This window comes from Clostridium sp. D5 (genome assembly GCF_000190355.1).
GTDB classification, from domain to species: domain Bacteria; phylum Bacillota; class Clostridia; order Lachnospirales; family Lachnospiraceae; genus Faecalicatena; species Faecalicatena fissicatena_A.
On sequence record NZ_GL870814.1, the window covers coordinates 314,963 to 327,975 of the forward strand.

Sequence of the window (13,013 nt, forward strand, 5' to 3'; positions counted from 1 at the left end):
CCCTTTATCTTAGATAGATTATTTTTATCATTTTATCACTAAATAGCCGGACTTTCTATAGCTTTGCTGCATGCTTCCTTCTTTTTTCTTATGTTTTCCCCTTTTTCTGCCCCAAATAATACTGCGGAGTCTTACTCTATTCATCCATAATATGGTATACTTATCTTAAATTGTAAAAAGGGGGAAGCTACATTGAAAAAACAAAAATATGCACTCCGGATATCCGCCTGTATATTCACCATACTGCTTTTGTTCGGAAGTCTGACAGTCAGCGCTACGGAACCCGGTACAAAACCGGCAGCAGCCAGCAGTACCGTCACTATTTATCACACAAACGATATGCACGGCGCACTTACCGCCATTGATAATAACGGTACGGACTCCGGGAATAATACAATCGGTATCGCCAGAGCGGCTGCGCTAAAAAAGAACACTCCCAACTCTCTCCTTGTAGATGCGGGGGATGCCACTCAGGGACTGCCTCTTGCATCTTTGACCCAAGGCGCGGATATTATAAAGTTAATGAATCTGGCCGGATATGATCTTATGGCCGCCGGAAATCACGAATTTGACTACGGAAGCGAACAGGCACTGACAAATGCTGACAATGCTGCGTTTCCTCTGCTTGCCGCGAATGTTGAAAAAGACGGCCGCCCTCTGTTTGAAGGCCATAACGCAGAGAACAATGGCTGTCACAAAGTCATTACCGTCAATGGAATTACGATTGGATTTTTCGGGCTGACAACATGTGAAACCAAATCCGCCACCAATCCCGAAGGAATTGCCGGCATTGAATTTCAGGATGAGGTTAAAACCGCCAAAAGAGAAATCAAGGAATTAGAAGAAGCGGATGCAGATGTTATTATCGCAGTCTCCCATCTTGGGGAATATGAGAATGTTCCTGTACCGGCCAGGGCACTTGCAGGCGCCATGACTGGTGAATACCAGGGACGGCTTGACGCTATTATCGACGGCCACAGCCATACCGAGGAAAATTTTACTGAGAATGGGGTCCTGATCGCCCAGACCGGAACCGGACTTAAGAAGCTCGGAAAGATGGAGATCACCCCTGAGGCAGACGGAAGCTATGCTCTGACCGAAACACTGCTTACCTGGTCAGATACTGCAGATGTTACTCCGGATCCTGACGTGGCCGACGCCCTTGAAACGATCACCTCAGGCCAGGAAGAACAACTGGCCAACAGAGTCTGTGAGACCACCAATACACTGTGGGGCGGTTATATAAACAATATATCTGTTGCAAGGATTACGGAAACGAATCTGGGGGATCTGGTGACAGACGCTTTCCGGGATGCTGCTACAGATTTCATTGCAGGATCACAGTCACAGGATCTGATTCCCTATAAAGATGTGCCTGTAGCTGCTGTAGAAAACGGCGGTGGAATCCGTTCCTCTATACCAAACGGCACCACCACAAAAAAAGAACTGGTAACCGCCTTTCCCTTTTCCAATACGTTAATGCTGAAGGCTGTTACCCCGCAGATTCTTTTTCAGGTAATGGAACACTCCTTATCAAATGTAACCGCTCAGGATGAAGAAACCGGAATGCTCTCAGGTGTATACGGCGGAGGATTTCTTCAGGTCAGCGGAATTCAGGTACGGTACAATCCAAATGCACCAGAGGATGCCAAAATTCTGGAAATGAAACTGGACGATGGTACCGTCTTATCCCGCGATGACACGGATACGCCAATGATACTGGTATCCAACAATTACATCATGAGCGGCGGAAATGACTATGACATGCTAAAAGATCTGGATCTGCTTGGTGAAATCGGCGGGGAACTGGAAACCATTGAAAGCTATATTAACGGCCTTACCAATCATGGTGCAGATCCGCTTTCGCTGCCCTGTACATATGACAGAATTATTCCCCAGAGCAGTTATTCCGGAAACGAATATACGGCCTCTGTCAGAATGCTCCTGCCAACCGGTGATGCAGCGCCAAATAAAGCAGTGTCCGTCTGTATCGACAATAAGACCACGAAGACACTTTATACCGACAAATCCGGGATTCTTAAGATTACTGTTCCCGCCGGGCCTCACGGAGTCCAGATCGACAACAGCCAGGAACAGCTATATATTAATAATTATACTGGTTCCGGAATCATAGAGGATGGACAATCTTCCTATCCTTCTGCGTTTTGTGACGGGCAGACCGATGATACGATCCAGATTACTGCTCCGTCAGCTGCAGAGACTACTATTTCTTCCGGGCGCAGTTTTTACGTAAAAGGTACTTTCGAGAATATCGGACGGATACCAGAAAACAGCACTGTTTCCGTCAGGCTTACCGATACTGCCGGAGATACTGTGCGGGAAACCTCCACTCAGATAAAAGATAATAAAACATTAAAAGAAGATCTGATTACTTTTAAGACCGATGAAACTATCATATGTGACACTGGTATGCCGGATCTGATCTGGGACGGAGCAGACGAAGCTTCCGTCAGGAACGGAGACAGCAAATGCTATTACAATGACAGCGGCTTTACGGCATTGATACCCGGCGGCAAAACGGCTGATTCCATTGACGATAAACTTGGACTTACAGATAAAAATGGCAATGCCTATAAGCCTTTATCTAATGGCGGCTATCTTCTGGAAGTCAGCGTTCTTTCCCCCGGTGGGGAAACGCTTGGTTACCGTTCCGCGGATCTCAGCATTGGGAGCACAGCAGACAAAATACTGACCCGTTTTTCAGGCGATGACCATATCCGTAAATTCCAGGCTTTTGCAGCTGCAAATGGCTACCGGATATACAACGATGCATTTCCGGGGTACTGGTCCATATCCGATGGCCGCTTCTGCGAAAATGCACCCCAATGGCGGGCAGCAGACGCAACTGAATATACCACCGGAACCGTACATTTCATAATATATAATGTCAAAAAATCCAGTACCACCTACAGTGTGGAACTGGGGCTTCTGCAGAGCATGGGTGATATCGACAGACGGCTTGTAAGCTATTACTATTCCACCGGGGAACCCGGAATGATCGCTGGAATAGACAGTCAGATTACACCATTCTCAAATGGAGACAAGCTGCAGCTTGTACGCGCCGAACTGAGCACCGAGAAGCAGAAAGATGGCATTTATGTAGAACAGCAGGCAAAAAAGCCGCAGTATGATATGGATATATCCGATGGCATTACAGCAAAGGCCGGGCAGAACCTGTCTCTTTACGGGGTAACTGCCCCAATACAGGCTGACAGCTCTGACATCCGGCTAAACAATGATAATACATATACGGTAAACAATAAAATTCAGACTTTAAAATATAAGATAGCAGGAAACGGCAAAGAGCAGACCTTTGAAAAAGAAGTTATTCTGGAGCGGCAGAACGGCAGCCAGACAAACTCATCTGAACTGGAGTTTAAACACGTATTTCCAATCAGCGATGATATGGCCGGCAAGGACTACACCGTCAGCCTGGAGGGCTATGACGCACACGGCCGGGCAGTCGCAGGATCCAAAGAAAGCTTCCGCCTGACCGTTGCCAAAGGCAGCGCTTTGAACCCGCCAGCCAGTCATCCGGCAGATAACGCAGGCAGTGCATCTTCCAACGTGAAAACAGGAGATAACAGCCGAATCATAGTACTTTTCTGGCTCATGGGCATGTCCTTTGCCGCCGGAATCATCGTTATCAAAAGAAAACATAAATCTCTTTAAAAAATAAGGGAGACACACCTTACCGGTGTATCTCCCTTATGAAGCCTCTGATATCCTTCTGGTCCTTAACCATTCACTGAGCTGTGAACCTGCAGACTGCAGCAGCCTGTCAATAACAAAACAGTACAGAGAACCAAATACATTTGCGGCAATCCTGAGAAACAATGCTGCTTCCAGGCCAAACATATTCGCAGCAATCGCCAGGGCGCCAAACGTATTAAATACAGTCTGCCACGCATATCCTGCAGAATATCCCACACCGATGCCTCCAATCAGCCCAATATACGGATACATACTCTCCGGCAGGATCAGATAAAGCACGAGAAATATTGCACATCCCAGTATATTAAAAGGAGCCCGTCTCCTCACACGGTATTCTGAATCTTTTGCAAAAGGCAGCATAACGGACATACAGGCAATTCCGACCCACATCACCCTCGGCATATGTACAGCAGACGCCAGGAACATGGCAGACGACACTCCCAGAGAAAGCCTGATATACCACTGCGTTCTTGAAGTGTAGATATCGAATTCACGGAACAAATCGGTAAATGTCCGTTTGTAAATCCTGTCTTTGTGGTTAATATAAAATACTGCCGCACAGATAACCATTCCCGCAGCCAGTCCGATGCACCTTAATATGTAGGTGTGTCCTGTCACATCGTATCCCTGCAGAAGCAGATAGCCCAGTACAAAGGTGGACTGGTTGGACATAACAATATTGTGGCAGCCTAACACCATGATACCCAGAATACAGACTGCATTAATCAGAAAGGCATACCCGGGGCTTACCATATTGGAAACTCTCGGCCCTACGGCCAGAATACAGAAAATCATACAGACAACGCCGATGCCATGGGATGTCTTGATTCCAAAATCCACCTGCCTCAAGACCAAAAGTGCCAGCAGGACCACCACTCCTGCAACACTGTTATCTGCCCCAAATATCACACTGTAAACAGTAACGCTCAAGAAACAGAATATCAATACCAGATACACCTTGATATTATAAATAAGTATATGCCTGCGTTTTTCCCTTTTGTCTGAAGTTTTTTGAATCAATTCCTTGGATCCCCCAGAACTTAATTGTAATTCCTGATAAAATGTCAAATAAATTCCCCCTTATTCTTACTCTGCTTTTTTGCCATATAAAGATTCACTTTCCGCACAAGTCCAATAAACTGCTGAAACTCTGCCTCATCCAGCGCCTCCCGCATTCCGTAAACCGGCTCCAGATAATAATGGTACATACTGTCTAATTCATCTTTTCCCTCACTGGTAATTCTAAGGGAATAGCTTCGTTTATCCTGACGGTCATACAGTTTCTCAATCAGTCCGTTTTCCGTCAGTCCGTCAATCAGTCTGCTGACAGTGGTCTTGCTGATCCCCATGTCATGGCTTAATTCTCCGGGTACAATTGGATCTTTGGCCAGTGCAACACGAAATAGCATATCCACTTCCTGAGCTGTTGCTGCTGCACCCTTGCGGGCTTTTTTTAGTATGAGGCTGCTCAGCAGCCGTATTTCACTCAAGTCTTCCATTAAAAGCATCCAGTTTTTTTCTTCCATAACGGTTCTTTTATAGTGCAGGTGCACTATTCCTCTCACCTTCTTAGTTTATAATTTTATTTACATGCCAAATTAGTTTACATTGTAAACCTTTTATGAATCATACACCTTTTTCTATTTTCTGTCAAGACATCGTAATCGAGATAGAGAGCCTGATACCGTCAGCAGAAAACTATACCCAAATAGCCTGCAGATAGGCCAGCAGGCAGGGATTGCCGGAATCGGTGTAAACGCTGTCCTTTTCATCACCATATGAAGTGTTTCTGCCCTGCAGCTAGGAATATACTCCTGTTCCAGTAAAAAAATAAAAGGACTGCGCACTGTCAGTCCCTTTTATTTTTATACTATAGATTCCCTGATATTTTTGCAATCTCAAGGTTGCACCTGAGTACATTCACTCTCTCATGCCCGTAAACTCCAAGTACTTTCCCTTCTGTATTATCTTCAACAATACCTCTCAATTCCTCCTCGCTTAATCCGGTTGCCTCAGCAATAGCAGGTATCTGGATCTCTGCAGATTCCGGCGTGATATGCGGATCCATTCCCGAGCCGGAAGCTGTCAGTAAATCTGCGGGAATGTCTCCTTTTTTAACCTCCGGATTTTCTTTTAAGAACTGTTCCACAGACTCTTCTACTCTCTGCTTAAGTTCTTCATTTGAAGGCGCCAGATTGGAACCGCCTGAGGATACGCCCCCGTAGGTACCATCCGCCTTTTCTTCTGCTGTATAAGTATTATAATTTACCCCTGATACACGGCACTGAAAGTAGCCCTGATCTCCAGAGAAATCCTGTCCTACGATAGCAGATCCCACTGCCTTTTCCGGATCTGCAGTCTTCTCACCTTCAGCTGTAATCATGCTCCCGTTTGCCTGATGCGGGAAGATCAGCTGTCCAAGTCCTGTCATTGCCGCAGGATAAGCAAAACCACAGATTACCAGCATGAAAACAGTAAGGACCGCTGCACTTCTCAAATATTTCAAAAATGATTTCATAATAATCACTCCTCCCTACATACCCAGCACTGCCAAAAGCGGTGCAACCAGGCAGTCAATAATTTTAATTCCGGCAAACGGTACGATAATACCGCCCACCCCGTAGATGCCCATATTCTTCAGCAGCATACGCTCTGCACTCATCGGTTTATATTTAACACCACGCATTGCAATTGGAATCAGGCACGGTATAATAATTGCATTAAATATTAAAGCCGACAGAATGGCCGACATCGGTGTGGCTAATTTCATAATATTCAGCATCTGCATCTGCGGAATCACCAGCGTGAACATGGCAGGTATGATTGCAAAATATTTGGCCACATCATTTGCAATACTGAAGGTAGTCAGCGAACCTCTTGTTATCAGAAGCTGCTTGCCAATCTCAACCACCTCAAGTATTTTGGTCGGGTCAGAATCCAGATCCACCATATTGGCCGCCTCCTTGGCGGCCGCTGTACCTGAATTCATTGCCAGCCCCACATCCGCCTGGGCAAGCGCAGGTGCATCGTTCGTTCCATCACCGGTCATAGCTACCAGCTTGCCTTCCGCCTGCTCCTTTTTGATCGCCGATATCTTATCTTCCGGTCTGCACTCCGCGATAAATCCGTCCACGCCTGCCTCTTTGGCGATTGTGGCTGCGGTCAGCGGGTTGTCGCCGGTACACATGATCGTTTTGATCCCGATTTCCCTCAGGCGCTGGAAACGTTCAACCAGTCCGGGCTTAACTGTATCTTTCAGATATATAACCCCGCAGATCACCTCTTCTGCTGTAACTACCAGTGGTGTACCGCCAAGTCCGGCGATTTTCTCAACAATACCGTCCAGATCTGCGGGAATGCTGCCTCCCTTTTCTTTTACCATCTTTTTGATGGCATCAGCCGCCCCTTTCCTTAGGGTCGTTCCATCCGGCAGATTGACGCCTGACATCTTGGACTGTGCCGTAAATTCAACGAACTCCATCTGGTCAGCCACCTCACTGTTCATCCGGCTTCCCATCTTCCGTGCCAATTCCAGCGTTGACTTTCCTTCCGGCGTCGGATCACATAGCGAAGTGAGTGCCGCGTAGTCGATTAACTCTTCTTTGCTCTTTCCTTTTACAGGATAGAACTCCGCTGCAAGGCGGTTTCCGAAGGTAATGGTCCCGGTCTTGTCGAGAATCATCGTATCCACATCTCCGCAGGCCTCCACCGCTTTTCCCGACATGGCAATGACATTAAATCTGGTCACCCGGTCCATCCCGGCAATCCCAATGGCAGACAACAGTCCGCCAATGGTTGTAGGAATCAGGCATACAAGCAGTGCGATCATCGTAGATATCGGTATCTGCACACCTGAATATGTTGAAAACGGATACAGACATACAACCACAATCATAAAAATAATCGTCAAACCAACAAGGAGCGTATTCAGTGCGATCTCATTCGGGGTTTTCTGACGTGACGCACCTTCTACCAGCGCAATCATTTTATCCAGAAAGGACTCTCCCGGCTGCGATGTGATCTGAACCTTCAGCCAGTCACTGACAACCGTTGTTCCTCCGGTTACAGAAGAAAAATCTGTTCCTGCCTCACGTGTAACGGGTGCGGATTCTCCGGTAATTGCCGATTCGTCCACCGAAGCAATCCCTTCAATGACTTCCCCGTCATTTGGAATCACTTCTCCCGCTTCTACAAGAACAATATCCCCCTTTTTTAATTCGGATGCATTTACCATCCGATCTGTCCCATCCTCACAGATCAGATGAGCCTTTGTATCCTGCTTTGTTTTTTTCAGAGAAGCCGCCTGTGCTTTTCCGCGTCCCTCGGCAACAGATTCTGCAAAATTTGCAAATAATATAGTAATAAATAATATGACGCAGACAATTCCATTATAGGTTCTTAAGTACCCAACGGAAGCATCATCCCCAAATATAGACGGAAAAAACGTCATGATCAGCGTCAGCACACAGCCGGCCTCCACTACGAACATAACCGGATTTTTAATCATATATTTCGGGTTCAGCTTCTGGAGGGCTCCGATAACGGAGCTCTTCAGAATGTCCTTTGTCACGAACTTCGTTGTTTGTTGTTTCTTAGACATTGCTTTACATCCCTTTCTTAAATTTTATGAAAACCACAGGGTCAGATGTTCCGCGATCGGCCCCAGTGCCAACGCAGGGAAAAATGTTAATGCGGCAAATATATATACGATAAATATAAGTAATATTGCAAATACTGCGTTATCCGTTCGCAGTGTACCAATGGACGCTTTCACCCGTTTTTTAGCAAGCAGCGAACCTGCGATTGCCAACTGTGCGATAATGGCTATATAACGCCCAAAGAACATCGCAAGTCCTGTAGTAATATTCCAGAAATAGGTATTGTCTGACAGCCCTTCAAAACCGGAACCGTTGTTAGCCGCAGAAGAAGAATACTCATACAATACCTGTGACAGTCCGTGGAAGCCAGGATTCGTAATTCCGTCCAGCCCTGCCTGTGTGGAAACCGCCAGCGCTGAGAACCCAAGGATGAGAAGCGGATGTACAATCAGTACCAGTGCGACCAGCTTCATTTCCTTTCCTTCTATTTTTTTGCCCAGATATTCCGGGGTACGTCCCACCATCAGGCCGCATATAAATACGGTCAGAATTGCATACATGAGCATATTCATCAACCCCACACCCTTACCTCCGAATACGCAGTTCAGCATCATATGTAAGAGCGGCACCATTCCGCCCAGAGGCGTCAGTGTATCGTGCATGTTATTAACGGTACCTGTGGTAAAAGAAGTTGTAACCGTGGTAAACAGAGCCGACTGATCGACGCCAAAACGGACCTCTTTTCCTTCCATACTTCCCATTGCCTGACTTACCCCTGCATCTGCAAGAACCGGGCTGCCGGCCTTTTCGGAGAAGAAACAGAGCGTCAGACCGATCAGGAATATCACCGACATGGCTGCAAATATAGTTCTGCCCTGTTTTCCGAATATGGGCTCTTTTACCTGAGCCTCTTCCTTTTTCCTGTCCCTGCACATCTTTCCGAATGTCAGTACACAGGCGCCCGGAAGAATCATCATGGAGATCAGCTCTACTATATTCGTTATAATAGTTGGATTCTCGAAAGGTGTGGACGAGTTAGCCCCAAGGAATCCTCCGCCGTTTGTTCCCAGATGTTTGATGATTTCCAGCGCTGCGACCGGACCTGTTGCAAAATCCTGCAGCTTGCCCTGAATTGTCTCAACAGTAATATTTGCACCGAAAGTCTGAGGGCATCCCTGCCAGATCAGTACCAGGCCGAAAATCAAAGACCATGGAATCAGAATCCGGGTCGTAATGCGAACCATATCTTCATAAAAGTTCCCCAGATCTTTGCTTCTGCCTGCAAATCCCCGGCAGAACGCCATACATGCCGCATACCCGGATGCTGCAGATGTGAACATCATAAATATAATAACCAGCATCTGGCTTAAATAAGATAAACCTGACTCGCCTGAGTAATGCTGCAGGTTTGTATTTGTCATAAAACTGATAATTGTATTAAATGACAGGGTTGGCTCCATCCCGGCGATCCCATTGGGATTCAGAAACAAAACACTCTGCAGCCTCAGAACCAGATATCCCGCCAGTACCATGACCGCATTGGTCATCAGAAGGCTTAACGCATAAGTCTTCCAGTTCATTCCCTTTCTGTCGATCCGGCAGATTTTATATATCCCATTATCCACCCGGTCAAATAAGGGATCCGCGAAAGTTTTCTTATTTACTGCAATATGATACATATATCTCCCCATCGGGATCACAGCAAGCACGAAAATCGCTAAAGTCAGTACGATCTGTAACATAACTTTCTTTTCCTCCTCTTTTTACTCAATAAGTTTATTTATAACTTTTCCGGATGCACCAGGGCGTAAAACAAATATGCCGCCAGCAGCAAAATAATAATTCCAAGCAGTATCATTTTCCTTTTCCTTCTTTCCATTTGTTGTGCTTAACTCTTTGTTAATCTTCTTTCCTTTGATGTTCCTGGCCCTTTTACTAATCTTCTCTCCCGATATCCGCATCGATCTGCCGGCTGCACCAATCGGCAAAAAGCTTCATTAGACCAAAGCAGGCCAGCAGAACAGCTGCCATAACTATATCCATCATGATGGCTTCCTCCTTCTTTCAAAGAATGATTAGATGATAGCACGGGTCATCTTAAAACTGCGCAAAAAAGCAGGAGGCTGTATTAAAGCCGTATTAAAATACAGAAGATTGAATTTGTGCATCCCGGTTCACCCCCAAAAAGAGAATCTAAAAAACAAAGAACGCGATGCAGCTTTTCAATTGCATCGCGTTCTTTATTTTCGTTTTTTATAAATACTTGTTCTCCATCGCGGCCATCGTTTTCCAAAAAACGGCCGGGTCTGCAGCACTGCTGTAATCAGTAATTCCGGCCCCTTCGTTGGGATATTTTACGGAATACACCTGATCAGCCGTAAATATACAGATCAGCACCACACAAGCAATCATCAGCGTCCGAACCGGAACCCGCCGGATCAGATCATCCAGGACAGGCGCCAGAATATATACAATCAACATTCCTCCCACCCCGAAAGTGAGGAGACCTTCCGCACAGATTCTTCCTTGCAGGTTCAGAAAGTACCCGCTGTAATCCCACCACTTTTTACCGTTATGAGCTATTTCCAGATAATACGCGGTGAAATATTCCACGATTCCGCATACAACGATCGTCATCAGAAACTCAGCTGCCGGCCTTTTTCGGAACTTATTAAGCAGAAGAAGAATCAGCAAGCTGCCGCTCCCGTAAATCGGCAGCCAAGGCCCATGTAAAACCCCTCTGTTAACAAATACTCCATCTGAAAGCAAATGCAGTCCGACCTCCCATAACCATCCGATGAAGGACATAACAAAAAACAACATAATCATAGACCAGACCGAGTAATTACGGATATAGCTGATATTGCCTGTCCACCGCTTCTTCATTCTTTCAGGTTCCGGAGAAAGCCTTGTCGGATATACACTGCCCTCCAGTGCGTCTTTATCATAACCCAGATAAACCATCGACGCCTGGCTCTCTTCAAAAGCCCTTGATTTCTCATCATTCCTGATAGTCAGTCCAAATACATCCGAAAGGAACTTGCGGATTCCCGTCAGGCTTGTCAGTCCTGCCCGCTGCTTCTCGCTCTCTTTCGCCACATCTCTATAAACATCAGCAAGTTCTTCTTTCCCGGCATTTTCGAACAGATACTTATCATTCAGCAGGTCTGCATACGGGAGATTCTTTTCTTTCCCCGTCATGCGAAGCCCCGCATAATATTCACTAAATGCCGCAATCTTGTAAGGATTTGTATAGAAGATATCCAAAATCCCCATTGTCAGCAGCCCCAGCAGTTCCCACCCTATAAAGGATAATTCAAAAACAAAGCACTCCCACTTATGTCCCTTCATCATATGACGGGACAGCGTGACCGCTTCCTTCGAATTCAGCCCGGGATTCTCTGCCACTATATAAGGCACCAGATAATAAGAATAATACTTGATAATTCCACCCACAATGGTAACCGACCACAGCAGCTGATACACCGACGCCACAAAAAGCGTAATACTGGCTCTGCACCACTTATGTATTTTTAAAAGAAACAGCGCCCTGGACATATGAATCTTATCATACCGCCTGCCCTCCAAAAACATCCGCCTCATAATAACCTGATACACATTGGTTACAAATATCAGGACCAGAAACCACAAAAGCAGAACCGCAGCAATCAAAATCATAACAGCCATACTGTCTGACCCAATAATAGACTTCAGGCCAACCGCCAGATAAGCAAAAAACTTTCCGGAAGTAATACCGTTCACGACCATAGAGAACACGCCCCTGCTTCTCCCCATTACAGCCCCGGGGTCCGCTTCTGATCGTTCACTTTCTTCCCGGTCCACATCATCCGCAATCCTCAGCCCCGTCTCATCATCTCCCGAAGCAATATGGTAAACAATCTCACTAAACTTCTCATCCACTTCCAGCGACCCTTTCCTGGACCCGCCAGTTTCAGCCTCCGCTGCCTCATCTCCGCCGCTTTTCGCCACAGACAGCGAAGAACTAAACTCCGTCCCCAAAACCGCCGCCAGCAGACAAAGCATCACAAAAATCCAATAATGCCTCTTAAGTACCTTTCGCGCTTCCCGCTTCATCTCTCTTCTCGTTAGCATACAACTCTCTCACTTCATCATTTTTTCAGTTATTCAGTCCCTATTATAAAATGCCCTGAAAACAAATACAAGCAAAACTATCCGCCTCCCCGTCCAAAACCCCACCGTAAAATCTCCCGCCCGGATGAACCAAGCCTGCCGAGGAACGGGACAGGGTGCAGACGTAAGCATATATCTGTCTGGAAAGCATAAAACGAGCTTAGCAGCAGTTAGAGGAAACACGCAAAATCAGCCGGACAAAAGTTGATCTCCAAATCAACTTTTGAGTACGCCTGAGCCGTCTAAGCATCAGCTTAGGCGGTGAATGCGTATGATTCCGGCTGATTTTGCGTGTTTTCTCTTACTGCTGCTTAGCGCAGTGTCCGCATTCCAGACAGATATATGCTTACGTCCGCACCCTGTCCCGTTCCTCGGCAGGCGCCCCTCCCCCCATTCTACAATTTCTTCCACACAGCCTGCAGGTCTTTTAAATCCATCTGTTTTTCAATCTGATTCACGATTTTATCGCTGCTTACGTTTGCCACATTCCACCTTCCCGTAATCAATCCAGACATAGCACACAAAGCA

General features: G+C 46.4%; 8 protein-coding genes. 1 reads left to right on the top strand and 7 read right to left on the bottom strand.

All coding sequences use genetic code 11. The features are described 5' to 3' along the window. The first annotated feature begins 192 nt into the window (after window positions 1–192). Window positions 193–3,693, top strand: a complete 3,501-nt coding sequence (locus HMPREF0240_RS23525; RefSeq protein ID WP_009004271.1) for a bifunctional UDP-sugar hydrolase/5'-nucleotidase — start codon at window positions 193–195, stop codon at window positions 3,691–3,693. Window positions 3,694–3,729: 36 nt separating this feature from the next. On the opposite strand, the gene HMPREF0240_RS15000 is transcribed toward HMPREF0240_RS23525, so the two are convergent. From HMPREF0240_RS15000 to HMPREF0240_RS15030, 7 genes are all read right to left on the bottom strand, one after another. Then, window positions 3,730–4,803, bottom strand: a complete 1,074-nt coding sequence (locus tag HMPREF0240_RS15000; RefSeq protein ID WP_009004272.1) for an FUSC family protein — start codon at window positions 4,801–4,803, stop codon at window positions 3,730–3,732. After that, window positions 4,800–5,261 (bottom strand): MarR family transcriptional regulator, encoded by a 462-nt coding sequence (locus tag HMPREF0240_RS15005; RefSeq protein ID WP_009004273.1) that lies wholly within the window; start codon window positions 5,259–5,261, stop codon window positions 4,800–4,802. Before HMPREF0240_RS15005 ends, HMPREF0240_RS15000 begins: the two co-directional genes overlap by 4 nt. 344 nt (window positions 5,262–5,605) lie before the next feature. Beyond that, window positions 5,606–6,253 (bottom strand): potassium-transporting ATPase subunit KdpC, encoded by a 648-nt coding sequence (gene kdpC, locus HMPREF0240_RS15010; RefSeq protein ID WP_009004274.1) that lies wholly within the window; start codon window positions 6,251–6,253, stop codon window positions 5,606–5,608. Window positions 6,254–6,268: 15 nt separating this feature from the next. After that, complete coding sequence (kdpB, locus tag HMPREF0240_RS15015; RefSeq protein WP_009004275.1) at window positions 6,269–8,335, bottom strand: potassium-transporting ATPase subunit KdpB; 2,067 nt, start codon at window positions 8,333–8,335, stop codon at window positions 6,269–6,271. 24 nt (window positions 8,336–8,359) lie between these two features. Beyond that, window positions 8,360–10,075, bottom strand: coding sequence for a potassium-transporting ATPase subunit KdpA (kdpA, locus tag HMPREF0240_RS15020; RefSeq protein ID WP_009004276.1), 1,716 nt, complete (start codon window positions 10,073–10,075; stop codon window positions 8,360–8,362). Between the two features lie 21 nt (window positions 10,076–10,096). Continuing rightward, window positions 10,097–10,294 (bottom strand): hypothetical protein, encoded by a 198-nt coding sequence (locus tag HMPREF0240_RS25055; protein WP_035313594.1) that lies wholly within the window; start codon window positions 10,292–10,294, stop codon window positions 10,097–10,099. 292 nt (window positions 10,295–10,586) lie between these two features. Continuing rightward, complete coding sequence (locus tag HMPREF0240_RS15030; RefSeq protein WP_009004277.1) at window positions 10,587–12,446, bottom strand: DUF975 family protein; 1,860 nt, start codon at window positions 12,444–12,446, stop codon at window positions 10,587–10,589. Window positions 12,447–13,013: the final 567 nt, after the last annotated feature.